Source organism: Streptomyces sp. NPDC042336 (assembly GCF_055581985.1).
Window position 1 is genome coordinate 50,852 of record NZ_JBVJEA010000034.1, and the last position, 17,951, is coordinate 68,802.

Annotated in this window: 5 protein-coding genes; 1 reads left to right on the forward strand and 4 read right to left on the reverse strand. The window is 72.9% G+C overall.

Translation table 11 applies throughout. The features are described from left to right. Positions 1-33 precede the first annotated feature (33 nt). Positions 34-1,176 (forward strand): hypothetical protein, encoded by a 1,143-nt coding sequence (locus ACZ6IM_RS38170; RefSeq protein WP_469563319.1) that lies wholly within the window; start codon positions 34-36, stop codon positions 1,174-1,176. Positions 1,177-1,228: 52 nt separating this feature from the next. Here ACZ6IM_RS38170 and ACZ6IM_RS38175 read toward each other — a convergent pair whose 3' ends face one another. From ACZ6IM_RS38175 to ACZ6IM_RS38190, 4 genes are all read right to left on the reverse strand, one after another. After that, positions 1,229-2,032 carry an alpha/beta fold hydrolase gene (locus ACZ6IM_RS38175; protein WP_052837675.1) on the reverse strand — a complete coding sequence of 268 codons (804 nt, stop codon included), beginning with the start codon at positions 2,030-2,032 and terminating at the stop codon, positions 1,229-1,231. Between the two features lie 100 nt (positions 2,033-2,132). Further along, the gene (locus ACZ6IM_RS38180; RefSeq protein WP_052837676.1) at positions 2,133-2,351 is read right to left on the reverse strand and encodes an MbtH family protein; all 219 of its coding nucleotides are present in this window, start codon (positions 2,349-2,351) and stop codon (positions 2,133-2,135) included. 64 nt (positions 2,352-2,415) lie between these two features. Beyond that, positions 2,416-9,591 carry an amino acid adenylation domain-containing protein gene (locus ACZ6IM_RS38185; RefSeq protein ID WP_469563323.1) on the reverse strand — a complete coding sequence of 2,392 codons (7,176 nt, stop codon included), beginning with the start codon at positions 9,589-9,591 and terminating at the stop codon, positions 2,416-2,418. Then, positions 9,591-17,951, reverse strand: an 8,361-nt coding sequence (locus ACZ6IM_RS38190; protein ID WP_469563326.1) for an amino acid adenylation domain-containing protein, incomplete at its 5' end; no start/stop codon positions are given. The genes ACZ6IM_RS38185 and ACZ6IM_RS38190, both read right to left, overlap by 1 nt.

Consider the following 17,951-nt stretch of genomic DNA (forward strand, 5'->3'; position numbering starts at 1 on the left):
GCAACCGACACCACCGACCTCGACGGAGTGAGCATGCGGATCGAACAGAGACCCCCGAACCGGTTACGGGCGGCGCTGTACGGGGCGGGAGCGTTGCTCCTGGCCCTCCTGATGGGCCTGACCGCGGCGGCCCAGGGCCACGCCGCCGCGGGATGGCAGCCCGTGCCGCCGCCCGCCGCGTCCGGCCTCAGCGCGTACGTCCCCTTCGACGCGACCTCGGCCGTGGCGCGCAGCACGGTGCAGACGAGCACCACCTGCCTGCCCTGCGAGTACGAGCACACGCTGTGGACCCGGCAGGCCGGCGCCTGGAGCGCCCTCCCGCTGCCTCCCGCCGGTGCCTCCACGGACGTGCTCACCGGCACCGCCCCGAACGACGTGTGGGCCCTCGGCCGGGGCGAGCGGGACTTCGGGCAGTACCACTGGGACGGCTCGCGGTGGACGGACCGGACCGTCCCGGACTTCGAGGTGCTGGCGGCCCGTGCCGTCTCCCGCACCGATGTGTGGGCGGTCGGCAACTACCGGGAGAGCGACGGGGACGTGCCCGGCGCGGTCGCCCACTGGAACGGCTCGGCCTGGACGCTGACCAAGCTCGGCGCGCCCGACGCCTGGACCAACATCAAGGCCGTGCACGTCGCGTCCGCCCACGACGTCTGGGTGGTGGGCTCGGGCGGCGGCCGCCTCTACGCCGCGCACTACGACGGCATGTCCTGGCAGGAGGTGGCCCTGCCCCGGCTGTCGGGGCTCTCGGCGACCGCGAACGCGGTGACCGTGCGGAACGGCGAGGTGTGGATCGGCGGCACCGACCGCAACATCTACACCGACAGCGGCACACCGAGGGCGTTCGTGCTGCACGGGAACGGCACGGACTGGCAGACGACCTACGTGCCGGTGCCCGCGCCCACCGGCGACGCGTCCGAGGACCGCATGTCCGTGCAGGCCCTGGCCGTCCACGACGGAACCGTGTGGGCGGGCCTGTACGCGCATCGCGCCAAGGACCGCGGCCTGGCCCGCTGGAACGGCTCCACGTGGGAGACGGCCGCGGCCCCGGGGGCGACGCCCGGCTCCGAGGTGACGGCCCTGTACCCGACGGCGGACGGAACCCTGTGGGCCAACGGGCTCCAGTACCCCAACGCCTACCTGAAGGGCTACGCGGCTTCCCTCGCGCCGAGCGCCTGACACCACGGTGGAGGGGCCCGGCGTTTGCCGGGCCCCTCCACCGTGCGGGCCCTCAGGGACCGGTGAGGAACTGCACGAGCAGCTTGTTCACCGTCTCGGGATCCTCCAGGTAGCCGTAGTGCCCGCAGCCCTCGACGAGGTCGAAGCGGGCGCCGGGGACGGCGTCGGCGACCTCGCGGCCCAGCCGGGGCGGAGTGACCAGGTCGTCGGCGAAGGCGATGACCTGGCAGGGGACACGGATGCCCCGGTACGCGGCCAGCCGGTTCTCCAGCCGGCTGACCTCCATCTGCGCCCGCTGCCCCGGACCGGGCGCGGACGTCAGCTCGAACAGGTCGAGCCAGTCCGCCATGGCCGCGTCGTCGTCGAGCGTCCGAGGCGACAGCGACTTCAGGGCGCGCAGGACGGCCGCGTAGCGGTCAGGGAGCCGTACTCCCGAGTCGTACAGGTCGATCTCCGTGCGCGTCAGCTCGGCGCGCAGGAAGTCGGTGCGACCCCGGGTGGCCATCAGGACGGCCCGGCCGACCAGGTCGGGACGCGCCAGCGCCAGTTCCTGGGCGACGAACGCGCCCATGGAGGTGCCGACGACGGCGGTGGGACCGAGGTCCAGACGCTCGATGAGCCCGGCCACGTCCGCGACCATGTCCTGGAGGGTGAACCCCTCGGGGCACTCGGAGGACGGGGGGACGCCCCGGTTGTCGAGGGTGATCACACGCAGACCGGCCGCGGTGAGCGCGGGTACCTGGTGCAGTTGCCACACGGTACGGCCGCCACCGGTGCCCTGGATCATCACCACCGGGTCGCCGGTGCCGGCCTCGTCGTAGCTGAGCCGAATCCCGTTCACGGGAATGACCGGCATGGTGCCTCTCCCCTCTCGTGGTGGTCGTGCGGTACGCGACCGCACACGCAGGCGACCCGCGCCCCGGACGCCCGGGGCCGCGGGTCGTGCGGCGCTCGGATCAGGCGGCTCCGTCCATCGCGTCGGCCAGGCTCTTGGGACGCATGTCGGTCCACTGGGTGTTGACGTACTCGAGCGCCGCGTCCCGGCTGCTCTCCTCGAGGACGGTCCGCCAGCCGGCGGGCACCTCGACGAACGCCGGCCACAGCGAATGCTGCCCCTCGTCGTTGACCAGGACCAGGTAGGTGCCCTCGGGGTCCTCGAAGGGATTGCTGCTCATTCCATCGCTCCTTCTCAGCGCTGACTGTTTCTCTGGGACGGTGTGTCGGGTATCTCGTGAAAGGTCACAGACGGTCCGCGAGGAATTGGCCGATCCGGGCCATGTGACGGGCATCCGTCATCAGGTTTCCGTGCGTCGAGTCTATGGCGCACACCTCGACCGAACCACCCGTGAACGGTTGCCACAAGCTGACATTCAGGCGGCCCTCCCGGTCGTCCGCGGATTTCCGCTCGGCGGAGACGAAGAGGAGGTCACCGTCGAAGAATTCCGGTGTGAACTTCCGCATGAGCCGGACATTGTTCACGTACACGTCCTTCAGTGCGAGTATGTCCCGGGCCTCCAGCTGTGCCAGAGCCTGGTCACCAGACTGCAGGAACTCCCGGAAACGTCGCAGGACGCTTTCCTGGTCTGCTATGAGCTCGGCCATGTCGAACTCGAAGCCCATGGCCCGCAGGTTGTGCGCGACCACCTCGTGCTCGACCGGTTCCGAGGTGTCCGCGTTCTCGCCCGGCGGATACGCGTCCAGCAGGGCGAGCCGGGACACCTCCTCGCCCTCGGCGCGCAGCGCGGTCGCCAGGGCGTGCGCGACGATGCCGCCGAACGACCACCCCGCCAGCCGGTAGGGACCGCTCGGCTGCACGGAACGGATCAGAGCCAGGTACTCCGCGGTCATCTCCGCCATCGACGAGGGCAGCGGGCCGCTCCCGTCGAGACCTCGCGCCTGGATGCCGTAGACCGGGACGTCCGGGCCGAGATGGCGGACGAGCCCCGCGTAGCACCAGCTGAAGCCACCGCCCGGGTGGAGACAGAACAGCGGGGCGGCCGTGCCGCGCGCCCGCAGCGGGAGCAGGCCCTCGGAGGAGCGCCCCGGGGAGCCGTCGGCCGTCCCCGTCAGCACGGCGGCGACGCCCTCCGGCGTGGGGGAGTCGAAGACCGTGCGGACGGGAAGGTCCTGGCCGAACTCCTCGCGCAGCCGTGCCACCAGGCGGGCGGCCAGGAAGGAGTGCCCGCCCAGTTCGAAGAAGTCGTCCTCCACACCGGCCCGTTCGACGCCCAGCACCTCGGCGAAGAGCGTGCACACCCGGTGCTCCGCGGGCGTCCTGGGCGCCCTCGACCCGCCGCCCGCCGCGTACTCGGGCACGGGCAGCGCGGCGCGGTCCAGCTTGCCGTTGGGGGTCAGGGGGAGTGCGTCGAGGACGACGAACGCGGCCGGCACCATGTGGGCGGGCAGCCGCCCGGCAAGATGCTCGCGCAGCCGCACGGAGTCGGGGGCCTCCTGGTGAGCGGCCACCACGTATCCGACCAGCCTGCGGTCCCCCGGCCGGTCCTCCCGCACCACGACGGCGGCCTGCGTCACCGAGGCGTGTGCGGTGAGCGCCGCCTCGATCTCACCGGGTTCGATGCGGAAGCCGCGGATCTTGACCTGCGAGTCGGCCCGGCCCAGGTAGACCAGCATCCCGTCGGCGGTGAGCCGGGCGAGGTCGCCCGTACGGTACATGCGGGCGCCGTCCGCACCGTGGGGGTCGGCGACGAACCGTTCGGCGGTACGGCCGGCCCGGCCCAGATAGCCGCGGGCGAGCGCGTCCCCGCTGATGTAGAGCTCACCCGGGACACCCGGCGGAACCGGGTTCAGCCACGGGTCCAGGAGCCGGACGGCGGTGTTGTCGACGGGCCGGCCGATCGGCGGGGCGGAAGGGCCCCAGCCGGCCGGGTCGGCCGGGAGCCGGTGGGCGGTCACCACGTGGGTCTCGGCGGGACCGTAGTGGTTGTGCAGGCGGCGGCCGGGGCGAGCGGCGCAGAAGGCGCGCATGGCGCCGTGCGGCGTCAGCGCCTCCCCGGCCTGCACCAGGTCGGTGAGGTGCGGCAGATCGAGGCGGGCGGCGACGGCCGCCTCGCAGACCGCGTCGATGACCAGGTTGGGCGCGTACAGTTCCTGGACCTGCCGCTCTCCCAGCCACCTTGCCAGCCGCTCCGGATCGCGGCGGACGTCCTCGGGGCAGACGACCAGGGTCTTGCCGGCCAGCAGCGCGGAGAGTATCTCCTGGACCGAGACGTCGAAGCTCACCGCGGTGAACTGCGCCACCCGGGTGCCGGGCCCGCCCGGCAGAGTCCGCTCGTGCCAGTCGAGGAGGTTGGCCAGCGCGCGCACCGGCATCGTGACGCCCTTGGGGCGTCCCGTCGAGCCGGACGTGTAGATCACGTACGCGGGATGGGCCGGGCCGACCGGGGAGGTCCGCTCGGCGTCGGTCAGGTCGGCGTCGGACAGGGAGCCGAGGCGGGTCACGGTGGCGGGGTCGTCCACCACGAGCGGCGTCCCGGCCGGTCCGGAGGGAAGCGCGCCGACGAGGTCCCGGGTGGTCAGGACGGAGGCCGGCCGCGCGTCGTCGAGCATGTACGCGATACGGTCCGCCGGGTACTCGGGGTCGACCGGCAGGTATCCGGCGCCCGCCTTGAGGGCCGCCAGGCACGCGGTGACCAGCTCGGCGGACCGGTGCATGGCCACCGCGACCAGGCTCTCGGGCCCCGCCCCGCGCTCGACGAGCAGCCGGGCCAGCCGGTTGGCCCGGGTGTTCAACTCGGCGTACGTCAGCACGCCGTCCGCCGTTTCGACCGCGACGGCGTGCGGGGCCCGCGCGACCGACGCCGCGAAGCGCTCCGGCAGTGACCCGCCGACCGGTGCGCGTGCCGGCCCGAGAGAGGCGGACAGGGCGCGTGCGCGTTCCTCCTCACCCAGGAGAGGCACCTCACCGATGGCACGGTCCGGTGCCGCGGTCACCGCGTCCAGCAGGCGCAGCAGCCGGGCGACGAGGGTCTCGGCGGTGTCCGCGTCGAACAGGTCGGTGCTGAACTCCAGACCCGCGCCGAGTCCGGCCGGGCGCCCCTCGGCGTCGTGCCGCTCGGCGAAGGAGAACAGCAGGTCGAACTTGGCGGTGCCGGTGTCGGCGGACAGGGACTCGGCGTCCAGGCCGGGCAGACGCAGGCCGTCGCCCGGCCGCCGGTCCGTGTTGTTGAAGGTCAGCATGGTCTGGAAGACCGGATGCCGTGCCGGTGAGCGCTTCGGGTTGAGCACCTCCACGAGCCGCTCGAAGGGCACGTCCTGGTGCGCGTACGCGGCCAGGTCCGTCTCGCGGACCCGGGCCACCAGGTCACGGAAGGCGGGATTGCCGGAGGTGTCGGCGCGCAGCACCAGGGTGTTGACGAAGAAGCCGACGAGGCCGTCGAGGGCATCGTCGGTGCGTCCGGCGACGGGGGTGCCCAGCGGAATGTCCTCGCCGGCGCCGAGCCGGGTGAGCAGAGCGGCGACAGCCGCCTGGACCACCATGAAGGGGCTGGCCTGGCACGTCCGCGCCACGGTCACGATGCGGGCGTGCAGTTCCTCGGGCACCTCGTAGAGGACCCGGCCGCCCCGCCCCCCGGCGGTCGCCGGACGCGGCCGGTCGGCGGGCAGCGCCAGCTCCTCCGGCAGCCCCGCCAAAGCCTCACGCCAGTAGGCGAGCTGCTGAGCGGCGGGGCTGCCGGGGTCGTCCTCCGAGCCCAGCGCCTCGCGCTGCCACAACGTGTAGTCGGGGTACTGGACGGGCAGCGGGCGCCACTCCGGCGCGCGCTGGCCGAGACGGGCCGTGTACGCGGTGGTCAGATCACGGGCGAGCAGGGGCACCGACCAGCCGTCGCCGGCGATGTGGTGGACCAGCAGGAGCAGCACCTGTTCCCGCTCGCCCGTCTCGAACAGCCAGGCGCGCAACGGGATCTCGGCCGTGAGGTCGAAGGAGTGCGAGGCGGCCCGGGTGATCTCCGCCTCCAGGCTGTCCGACGGCACCGACGGGACGACGGTCAGCTCCGGCCGGGCCTCGGTGGCCGGCCGCACGATCTGCCGGGGTCCCTCGGCGTCCTCGGCGAACACCGTCCGCAGGCTCTCGTGACGGTCCGTCAGGTCGGCCAGCGCGGCCCGCAGCGCCGACCGGTCCAGGTCGCCCGTGAGCCGCAGCGCGAAGGGGATGTTGTACGTCGGGCTCGGGCCCTCGAAGCGGTGCAGGAACCACAGCCGGCGCTGCGCGGGGGAGGCCGGGATGCGCTCCGGGCGGGGATCGGCCGGACGCAGGGCCGGACGGGCCGCACCCGCGGTGTCGAGGGCGCGGGACAGGGCCGCCACCGTCGGCGTGTCGAACAGCTGCCGCACGGTCAGTTCCGCGTCGAGGACCGATCGGATCCGGCCCACGAGCCGGGTGGCGAGCAGTGAGTGCCCGCCGAGGGCGAAGAAGTCGTCGTCGACGCCGACCCGCGGCATGCCGAGGAGCTCGGCGAAGAGCCCGCACAGGATCTCCTCCCGCGGGGTGCGCGGAGCCCGGCTCTCGACGGTGGCGTCGGCGGTGGTGAGGTCGGGCACCGGCAGCGCCCTGCGGTCGATCTTGCCGTTGCCGGTCAGGGGCAGCGCGTCGAGGGTCACATAGACCGACGGGACCATGTAGTCGGGCAGTTCGGCGGCGAGGTGGGCCCGCAGGGCGGCGGGCGTAGGGTCGCCGCCCTCCTCCGCCACGAGGTGCGCCACCAGCCGCTTGTCGCCGGGGCGCGGCTCGCGCACCGTGACGACGGCCTGGGCGACCTCGAAGTGGCGGCCCAGCACGGCCTCGATCTCGCCCAGTTCGATGCGGAATCCGCGGATCTTGACCTGCTCGTCGGCGCGCCCCAGGTACTCGAGGGTGCCGTCCGGCGTCCACCGTACGAGGTCGCCGGTGCGGTACATGCGGGTGCCCGCCGGGCCGTGCGGGTCGGCGACGAACCGCTCCGCGGTAAGGCCCGGCCGTCGCCAGTAGCCGCGGGCGAGCCCCGCCCCCGCGAGGTACAGCTCACCCGCGACACCCCGGGCGACGGGGCGCAAGGCGGTGTCGAGGACCAGCAGCCGCGTGTTGTCCAGCGGCGTGCCGATGGGCACGGTGTCCGGCACCGGGGCATCCGCCGGGATGCGGTGGCGCACCGCGAACGTGGTGGTCTCGGTGGGCCCGTACCCGTCGACGACGACCGTGCCCGGACAGGCCTCCCGGACCCGGCGGACCGCGGCCGCCGGGACGACGTCGCCGCCCGTCCACACCTCCCGTACCCCCGCCAGGTGGTGGGGCGCCTCGTCGGCGACCAGCTGGAAGAGCCCGGAGGTCAGCCACAGCCCGGTCACCTCGTGCTCGGTCAGCACCTTGCCCAGGGTGTCCGCGTCCAGGTCCCCCGGCGGGGCGACGACGGCGGTCCCGCCGGACAGCAGGGGCACCCACACCTCGTACGTGGAGGCGTCGAAGGCGTGCGGGGAGTGGACCAGCACGCGGGCGTGGGCGCCGCCGGCGAAGGACCGGTCGCGGGCGAGCTCGACCACGTCCCGGTGGGTGACGGCCACCCCCTTGGGCATCCCGGTCGAGCCGGAGGTGTGCATCACGTACGCCAGCCGGTCGGCGTGCCCGGCACCGAAGGGCAGTTCGGCACCCCCGGCCGGGGCGTCCGTCGCGTCGGCCCGCACGGCGGTCACGCCCAGCTCCTGCGCCCGGGGGGCGTGTTCCGCGTCGGTGAGGACATGGGAGACACCGGCCAGTGCGGTGACCTGCCGCAGTCGGTCGAGCGGGTCGCCCTGCCGGAGCGGCACATAGGCGCCGCCCGCCTTGAGCACGGCCAGCAGCGCGACGATCAGGTGCTCGGAGCGGTCCATGAGGAGCCCCACCGGGGTTTCGGCCCCCACCCCGTACGCCACCAGGGCACGCGCCAGCCGGTCGGACCGGACGTCGAGTTCGGCGTAGTCCAGCGCGGTCGCACCGCAGCGGACGGCATCCGCGTGCGGCGTGCGCGCAGCCTGGGCACGGAAGGCAGCGGGCAGCGTCTCGTCGGCGGGGCCCGTCTCCGTGCCACGGCCGAGGGACAGCACGGCGCCGCGCTCCTCGGCGGAGAGCAGCTCAAGCTGTCCGACGGTGCGGTGCGGCTCTGCGGCCGCCCCGCGCAGGACGCGCACCAACCGCTCCAGGACGGCCCGGGCCGCCTTCGGCGGTACCAGGTCGGGCTGGTGGTCGAGACGCAGCCGCAGACCGTCGCGGCCCACGGCCACCAGCGCCAGCGGATAGTGGGTGGCGTCCCGGTTGCGGGTGCCGGTGACGGTCACCCCGCCGATGCCGCCGGGCTCGTCCCGCTCGGCACCGATGTCGACCGGATAGTTCTCGAACACCATGGTCGTGTCGAAGAGTTCGCCCTCGCCCGCCAGCCGCTGCACCTCGGCCAGGCCCAGTTGCTGGTGCGACTGGAGCCGGGTCTGTTCGTCCTGGGTGCGGCGCACCGCGTCCAGGAACGGCTCGTCGGGCCGCAACCGCACCCGCACGGGCAGGGTGTTGATGAACATCCCCACCATGGTCTCGATCCCGGCGACCTCCGGCGGCCGCCCGGAGACGGTCGTGCCGAACACCACGTCGTCCCGTCCCGTGAGCCCGCTCAGGACCACCGCCCAGGCGCCCTGCACCAGGGAGTTGAGGGTGAGGGAGCGCTCCCTGGCCAGCCTGGTCAGCGCCGAGTGGTCGGCCTCGGCCAGCTCCGTCTCCAGGCGACCGGGCACGACCGGCGTCCGGTCGCCCGCCTCCCGGGCGACGAGGGTGGGCCCGTCCAGTCCGGCGAGCACCTCCCGCCAGGCGGCGACCGCACCGTCCCGGTCCTGCCCGGCGAGCCACTGGAGGTAGTCACGGAAGGGGCGGACCCGGGGCAGCGCGCTGTCGTCGCCCTTCGTCCGGTAGAGCGCCAGGAGCTCCCGCACCAGCATGGGACGCGACCAGCCGTCGAGCAGGATGTGGTGATTGGTCAGCACGAAGCGGTACCGGCTGTCCCCGAGACGCATCAGCGTGAAGCGCATCAGGGGTGGGCGTCCCAGGTCGAAGCGGCGCAGCCGGTCCTCCTCCAGCAGCCGGTCCGCGGCCGCCGACCGCTCCGGCTCGGGGAGGCGGGACAGATCTGTCTCCTCCCACGGCAGCTCCACCTGGTGCGGGATGAGCTGCACGGGCCGCTTCAGTCCCTGGTAACGGAAGGCCGCGCGCAGATTGGCGTGCCGCCGCAGCAGGGTCCGACAGGCGGCGGCCAGCGCCGCCGTGTCCAGATCGCCCTCCAGATCGATGGCCTGCTGCACCAGATAGACATCGGGTGCCTTCTCGTCGAAGACGCTGTGGAAGAGCAGGCCCTCCTGCAGCGGAGCCAGGGGCAGGATGTCCTGCAGTCCGGACTGCTTCGTCATCAGAGGTTCCTCCACTCGTCTTCCAGCAGTTCGATCTCGCTCTGGTCCAGCAGGCTCAGCGACACGTCCGAGACGGTCAGCCCGCCCGCCTCCGGGTTCTCCGCGTGGTCGGCCAGTGCCTCGAGCGCCCGGAACCACAGTTCGGCCAGCTCCCGCACCTCGTCCTCGTCGAGGATTGGGCCGGCCCAGGACCAGGTGGCCGACAGCTCGGGCCCGCGCGGCCCGTCGTTGGTACGGGCGTTGAGTTCCAGCGGATGGGCGAGCGCCACCCGGGGGTCGGTGCCGCCGACACCGGACGCCGTGGCCAGCACCGTCCAGTCGGGGACCGTCTCACTGCCCGCGTTCTCGACACCCGCGGTGGTGAACCGGCCGAGGTAGTTGAAGGCGACCTGCGGTGTCGGCAGCCCGGCGAAGCCGGGCGCCGTGTGCGGGTTGAGATGGCGTACGAGCCCGTACCCGATGCCCTTCTCGGGCACCTCACGCAGTTGCTCCTTGACGCGCTTGACGACGGCGCCGGCAGCCGGTCCGCCCGCGAACGCGTCGGTGAGGTCGGCCGGCCCCGCGTCCACCCGCACGGGATGCAGGCTGGTGAACCAGCCCACCGTGCGGGACAGGTCCGCGCCGCCGACCAGTTCCTCCTCGCGCCCGTGTCCCTCCAGGTCCAGAAGCACCCCGGTTCCCCGGCCGCCCCCGCGACGGGCCCAGGCGAGCGCGAACGCCGCCAGCAGGACGTCGTTCACCTCGGCCCGGAACACCGCGGGCACCCGGGTCAGCAACCGCTCGGTCACCGCCGCCGGCAGGGTCAGGGTGAGGTGACGGGCGGAGGAGTAGGTGTCCCGCGACGTGTCCAGCGGCCGCCGCCCCAGCAGCGGGTCTGCGGGCCGCAGAACCGACCGCCACCAGTCCGCCTCCGCCGTGCGGGCCGGATCAACCGCCACCTCCGTGAGGCGCTGCGCCCAGCGGCGCAGCGAGGTCCCCACGGGCTGGAGCTCCACCGGCCGTCCTGCCGCCACGGCACGGTGCGCCTCGGCGAGATCCGGTACGAGGATCCGCCAGGAGACCCCGTCGACCACCAGATGGTGGACGATCAGCAGCAGCAGGCCGGGCCGGGTGTCCCCGCGGTCGAACCAGACCGACTGCACGACCCGCCCCGCACCGAGGTCCAGGCGCTCGCGCGCCGCGACGGTCTCCACGCGTACGAGGTCCTGCAGGGCGTCGTCGTCCAGACCGGCGGCGTCCACCCGGCGGACGACGGAGCCGGCCTCGACCGACCCCGGCCCGCGGATCTCCAGTCGGCGTTCCGGTCCGTCCGTCAGCCGTGCCCGCAGTGCGTCGTGGTGCTCCAGCAGGGCGCCGAGGGCGGCCGTGAGGTCCGGCAGGCGCAGCGACGCCGGGACCTGGACCAGCCGGGACTGGTTGAACTGGTCGGCCGGACCGCCGCGTTCGAGGAACCACCGCATGATCGGTGTCAGGGGTACGTCGCCGATGCCGGCGCCGGGTTCCTCCGTGACGGTGGTGCCGGTCTCGGTGACGACCTCGGCGAGTGCCGCCACGGTCCGGTGCTCGAAGACGTCGCGTACGGACAGTTCGAGTCCGGCCCGTCGGGCGCGGCTGACCAGCTGGATCGACATGATGCTGTCGCCGCCGAGGTCGAAGAACCCGTCGTCGACGCCCACCTCGGCGAGGCCCAGGACATCCGCGAACAGCCCGCACAGCACCTTCTCCCGCTCGGTGCGCGGGCCGCGCCGTTCGGTGTCGGCACCGTAGTCGGGGGCGGGCAGCGCCCGCCGGTCGAGCTTGCCGTTCAGGGTGAGCGGCAGCCCGTCGAGCAGGACCACGGCGGACGGGACCATGTACTCGGGCAGGGTGCCCGCCACGTGCGCCCGCAAGGCCTCGGGTTCGGCCTCGGCCCCCGCGACCACGTAGGCGACGAGCCGCTTGTCGCCGGGCCGGTCCTCCCGCAGCACCACCGCCGCCTGGCTCACCTCGGGGCGGCCGGCGAGGACCGCCTCCACCTCAGCCGGTTCGATCCGGAAGCCCCGCAGCTTGACCTGGTCGTCGACCCGGCCCAGGAACTCCAGCCGCCCGTCGGCCAGCCAGCGTACGACGTCACCGGTGCGGTACATCCGCTCGCCGGCGCCCGCGAACGGGTCGGCCACGAAGCGCTGTGCCGTCAGCGCCGCCCGGCCGAGGTAGCCACGGGCCACACCGCTGCCCGCGATGTACAGCTCGCCGGGCACCCCCACGGGCACCGGCCGCAGCCGCTCGTCGAGGGCGTACAGCCGGGTGTTCCACAGGGGCCTGCCGATCGGCACGACCGCCTCCGGTACCTCCGCCGGGTCGCGCAGCGGGTTCACCGCGGAGAACACCGTGGTCTCCGTGGGCCCGTACTCGTTGGCGACGACCGTGCCCGGGCAGGTCTCCAGGACCCGGCGGACGGCCGTGGGGGACACCACGTCGCCGCCGGCCCAGATCTCCCGGACCCCGCGGAAGCACTCGGGCCGCTCCTCTGCGAGCACCCGGAACAGACCGGCGCTGACGAACAGCCCCGTGACCCCGTGCCCGGAGATGGCGGCGGCGAGGTCGGCCGCGTCCAGCCGCCCGGCGGGGGCCACCACGACCGTGCCGCCCGTCAGCAGGGGCGTCCAGATCTCGAACGTCGAGGCGTCGAACGCGTAGGGCGAGTGCATCAGCACCCGCTCGTGACGCCCCCCGCGCCAGTAGCGGTCCGCTGCCAGGTGCACCACGTTGTGATGGGTGTTGGCCACGCCCTTGGGAGTACCGGTCGAGCCCGAGGTGTACATCACGTACACGAGCTGCTCGGCGTCCGTCGGCACCCCGGGGTCGGTGTCCGCCTCCCCGGACAGGTCCGTGCCGGGACCGACGTCGAGGACCGGCACGTCCACCGCGAAAGGCAGGTCACCCGGGTCGCGGTCGGTGAGCAGGGCCACGGCCCCGGTGTCCCGCAGGATGAACTCGGACCGGGACGCGGGCTGCTGCGGATCGATCGGCACGTACACACCGCCGGCCTTCAGCACGGCCAGGGTGGCGACGATCAGTTCGGCGGAGCGTTCCTGGAAGACCGCGACCCGGCTCTCCCTGCCGACGCCCCGGCCGAGCAGCCGGTGCGCCAGCCGGTTGGCCCGCGCGTTCAGTTCGCCGTAGCTGAGCCGCTCCTCACCCGACACGACCGCGAGGGCTTCCGGTTCGGCGGCGGCGCGCTCCTCGAAGAGGACGTGGACCGGAGTGCGGTCCGCGTGCTGGACCGCGGTGTCGTTCCACTCGACGAGCATCCGCCGCCGCTCGTCCCGGCCGAGGATCTCCGTCTCGCCGATCCGGCGCCCCGGGTCGTCGGCGAGCGCGGTCAGGACGCGGACGAAGCGGTCGGCGACGTCCTGCGCGGTCCCGCGGTCGAACAGGTCGGTGCTGTAGTCCAGCGCACAGCTCAGACCTGCCGCCCGGCCCGGCCCCGCCGGACGCTCGGCGAGTTCGAAGGACAGGTCGAACTTCGCGGCGGGCGCACCGAGGGTCCGCCCGGAGACCGCGAGCCCGGCCAGATCCGCGTGCGAGGCGGCACGACCGGCGTTGTCGAAGCTGAGCATGGTCTGGAACAGCGGGTGCCGGGACAGCGAACGCTCCGGGTTGACGGCCTCCACCAGCCGCTCGAACGGCAGGTCCTGGTGCGCGTACGCCGCCAGGGACTCGGCGCGGACCCGGTCGACCAGCTCGGCGTACGTCGGGTCGCCCGAGGTGTCCGTGCGCAGCACCAGCGTGTTCACGAAGAAGCCGACCAGGTCGTCCAGGGCGTCGTCGGTGCGGCCGGCGATCGGGGTGCCCAGCGGGATGTCCGTGCCGGCCCCCAGCCGGGTCAGCAGCGCGGCCAGTCCCGCCTGCACCACCATGAACAGGCTGGCCCCCTGTGCGCGGCCCACCCGGACGAGCCGCTCGTACACATCCTGCGGCAGGTCGAAGGCGACCCGGTCACCCCGGTACGAGGCCACTGCCGGCCTCGGGCGGTCGAAGGGCAGCGACAGCTCCTCGGGCAGCCCGGACAGCGCCCGCTTCCAGTGGTCGAGCTGGCGCGTGGCTTCGCTGTCGGGGTCGTCCTCGGAGCCGAGGACGTTCCGCTGCCAGATGCTGTAGTCGGCGTACTGGACGGGCAGCGGCGCCAGGTCGGGCGCCCGGCCCGTCGTGGTGCGCGCGACGTAGGCGGCCATCAGGTCCCGGATGAGAATGCCCCGCGACCAGGCGTCACTGGCTATGTGGTGGGTGAGCAGCAACAGGGCCCAGCGGTCCGTGGACTCCTCCTCCCCGACCTCGAACAGGGTGGCGCGGAGGGGGATCTCGGAGGCGAGGTCGAAGACGTACCCGGCGGCCCGCCGCATCCGTGCGTCGACCTCCGTGTCCGAGGCGAGGTGCTCCACGGCCAGCGGCACCCGCGTCTGCTCCCGGCCCAGGACGACCTGGTGGGCGGTGCCGGAGGTGTCCTCGGCGACGACGGTCCGCAGGCTCTCGTGCCGGTCGACGACATCCGCCAGCGCCAGCCGCAGCGCCTCCTGGTCCAGCTCTCCCGTCAGGTCGAGCGAGATCGGCACGTTGTACGCGTCGCTCGGCCCTTCGAGGTGCTGGAGGAACCACAGCCGCTGCTGGGCGTGGGAGAGCGGTACCCGGGCCGGTCTCGGCGCGGCGACCAGCCGGCCGCGAGCGGCGGCCGAGGAGTCCAGCACCCCCGCCAGCCGTGCCACCGTCGGCGCCTCGAAGAGCTGCCGGATGGCCAGTTCCGTGTCCAGGACGGTGCGGATGCGGCTGACGAGTTTGGTGGCGAGGAGGGAGTGGCCGCCGAGGGCGAAGAAGTCGTCGTCGATGGTGACGGTGTCGGTGCCGAGTACTTCGGCGAAGAGGGTGCAGAGGAGTTCTTCGCGGGGGGTGCGGGGGGCTCGTCCGTTTTCGGTGTGGGTCGCGTAGTCGGGTGTGGGGAGGGCGCGGCGGTCGAGCTTGCCGTTGGGGGTGAGGGGGAAGGTGCCGAGGGTGATGTAGGCGGAGGGGAGCATGTAGTCGGGCAGGTGTGTGGCGAGGTGTTGGCGTAGGTCTGTGGTGGGGATGGGCTGGTGTGGGGTGGGGGTGAGGTAGGCGACGAGGCGTGGGTCTCCGGGGTCGTCTTCGCGGACGAGTACGGCGGCCTGGGCGATGTGGGGGTGGGTGGTGAGCGCGGTTTCGATTTCGCCGAGTTCGATGCGGAAGCCGCGGAGTTTGACCTGGTCGTCGACGCGGGAGAGGTACTCCAGCTCCCCGTCCGCCGTCCAGCGTGCGAGGTCGCCGGTGCGGTACATGCGGGTGCCGGCGGGGCCGTGGGGGTTGGCGGTGAAGCGTTCGGCGGTGAGGTCGGGGCGGTTGTGGTAGCCGCGGACGACGCCGTGGCCGGCGATGTAGAGCTCGCCGGGGGTTCCGGTGGGGACGGGTTGGAGGGTGTGGTCGAGGATGTAGATCTGGGTGTTGGCGATGGGGTGGCCGATGTGGGGGTGGTGTGCGGTGTGGGGGGTGGCGGGCCAGTGGGTGGACCAGATGGTGGTTTCTGTGGGTCCGTAGAGGTTGGTTACGGAGGTGGCGTGGTGGGTGAGGGTGGTGGCGAGGTCGGCGGGTAGCGCTTCGCCGCCGACGAGGACGTGCAGGGGGGCGAGGACGGTGGGGTCCTCGGCGAGGATGGCCCGCCACAGGCTGGGTGTGGCCTGCATGGTGGTGGCGCCGCTGGTGCCGATGAGGGTGCACAGGGCGGCGGGGTCTCGTACGGTGTCGCGTTCGGCGATCACGATGGAGGCGCCGGTGAGCAGGGGCAGGAACAGTTCGAGTCCGGCGATGTCGAATCCGACGGTGGTGACCGCCAGCAGGCGGTCGTCGTCGCCGAGTGGGAACTGCTGCTGCATGGCCGTCAGGAAGTTCACGAGCGGGCCGTGCGGCACGACCACGCCCTTCGGGCGTCCCGTCGACCCCGACGTGTAGATCACGTAGGCGGAGGCGCTCGGGTCGTGGATCACGCGCACCGGGCCGGGACCGGCCGGCCCGGACAGCTCTTCCTGGAGGCCCGGCTCGTCGAGGAGGACTTGGGGGACCTGCGCGGAGGCCGGCAGCACGGGGGTCAGGTCGCTGGTGGTGACGAGCAGGACGGGGTTGGCGTCGTCCAGCATGTACGCCAGCCGTTCGGCCGGGTACTCGGTGTCGAGGGGGAGGTAGGCGGCGCCGGTCTTCCAGACCGCGAGGAGGGTCACGACCAGGTCGGTGGACCTGGGCAGGGCCACGGCGACGAAGCGTTCGGCGCCGGCTCCGTGCTCTGCCAGCACTCGCGCCAGACGGTCGGCGCGGTCGTTGAGTTCGCCGTAGGACAGGGAGTGGGCGCCGGCGACCACGGCCTCGGCGGCCGGGTCCGAGGCCGCACGCTCCTCGAACAGCTCCACCATTGAGCGCCCCGGCACCTCACACGCCGTGTCGTTCCACTCGGAGAGGAGACGGCCGCGCTCGGCCTCGTCCAGCAGATCCGCCTCGTCGACGGGCTTGTGCGGGGTGTCGACCATGGCCCGCAGCAGGCGCAGGTAGCGAAGGCCCAGTGTCTCGACGGTCTCCCGGTCGAACACGTCCTTGCTGTACTCCAGCACGCCCTGAAGTCCGGTGCCCGACCCCGCCTGCTCGGCGAACGCGAAGGAGAGGTCGAACTTGCCCACGCCGGTGTCGGCCGTCGCACGCGAGACCGACAGTCCAGGCAGCTTCGCGACCGCGTCCTCGACGGCGGCGGTGTCCGTGTTGTTGAAGGCCAGGAGCACCTGGAAGAGGGGGTGCCGGGCGAGTGAGCGTTCCGGGTTGACGGCCTCGACCAGCCGCTCGAACGGCAGGTCCTGATGCGCGTACGCCTCCAGGGTCTGGTTCCGGACGCGCTCGATGAGCGTGAGCGCCGAGGGACGCCCGGAGGTGTCCGTCCGCAGCACCAGCGTGTTGATGAACACGCCGATCAGGTCGTCGAGCGCTTCGTCGGTACGGCCCGCGACCGGCGTGCCGATGGGAATGTCCTCGCCGGCACCGAGCCGGGTCAGCAGGGCCGCGAGGGCCGCCTGGAGCACCATGAAGGGGCTCGCCTGCGTATCCCGCGCCAAGGCGGCGACTCCGTCGTACAGGTCTGCGGGGATGTCGAAGGGGATGCGGTCGCCGCGGTAGGTGGCGACGGCGGGGCGGGGGCGGTCGTAGGGGAGTTCGAGCTGGTCGGGGAGTCCGGTGAGGGTGTGGGTCCAGTAGTCGAGTTGGCGGGAGATCTCGCTGTCGGGGTCGTCCTCGGTGCCGAGGATGTCGCGTTGCCAGAGGCTGTAGTCGGCGTACTGGACGGGCAGCGGCGCCCACTGCGGGGCTGCCGCATTGCGTACCCGGGCCGCGTAGGCGGCCGTGAGGTCACGGGCCAGCGGCGTCCGGGACCACGCGTCACTCACGATGTGGTGCAGGAGCAGCAGGAGTACGTGCTCGCCGTCACCGGCCTCGAACAGCGTCACGCGGAAGGGCAGCTCGCCGGAGTCCGCGGAGAGGTCGAATCCACGCCGCGCCGCGTCACGCAGACGCTCCTCCACCTCTTCCGGGCCGGACTCGACCACATGCAGGTCCGGACGGGCGTCCGCCGGCTCTCGGACGATCTGGTAGGCGCCGGCCTCGTCCTCGGCGAAGACGGTCCGCAGGCTTTCGTGCCGGTCCACGACATCGGCCAGGGCCTGTCGCAGGGCCTCCCGGTCCAGGGGGCCGGTGAGCCGCAGGGCCACCGGGATGTTGTAGGTGGCGCTGGGGCCCTCGAAGCGGTTGAGGAACCACAGCCGCTGCTGGGCGTAGGAGAGCGGAATCCGTGCCGGACGCGGATCCACCGCGGTCACGGTGCGGCGACCCGGTGCGGTGCCCTCGCCCACGACGGCGGAGAGAGCGGCCACGGTGGGTGTCTCGAAGAGCTGCCGGATGGGAAGTTCCGCGCCCAGGCTGGTCCGGATGCGGCTGACCAGCTTCGTGACCAGGAGGGAGTGGCCGCCGAGGTGGAAGAAGTCGTCGTCGATGGTGACGGTGTCGGTGCCGAGTATGTCGGCGAAGAGGGTGCAGAGGGCTTCTTCTTGGGGGGTGCGGGGGGCCCGTCCGTTTTCGCTCTCGGGTCCGTATTGGGGTGTGGGGAGGGCGTTGCGGTCGAGTTTGCCGTTGGGGGTGAGGGGGAGTTCGTCGAGGGTGACGAACGCGCTGGGGATCATGTAGGGGGGCAGGTGGGTGGCGGTGTGGGTGTGGAGGTCGGTGGTGTCGGTGTCGACGGTGCTGACGGTGTAGGCGGTGAGGCGTTGGTCGCCGGGTTGGTCTTC

What these genes read in the sequence shown, in the direction of transcription:
- ACZ6IM_RS38175 (WP_052837675.1), bottom strand. Translation starts at nt 2,032, where the DNA reads ATGCCGGTCATTCCCGTGAACGGGATTCGGCTCAGCTACGACGAGGCC.
- ACZ6IM_RS38185 (WP_469563323.1), bottom strand. Translation starts at nt 9,591, where the DNA reads ATGACGAAGCAGTCCGGACTGCAGGACATCCTGCCCCTGGCTCCGCTG.
- ACZ6IM_RS38170 (WP_469563319.1), top strand. Translation starts at nt 34, where the DNA reads ATGCGGATCGAACAGAGACCCCCGAACCGGTTACGGGCGGCGCTGTAC.
- ACZ6IM_RS38180 (WP_052837676.1), bottom strand. Translation starts at nt 2,351, where the DNA reads ATGAGCAGCAATCCCTTCGAGGACCCCGAGGGCACCTACCTGGTCCTG.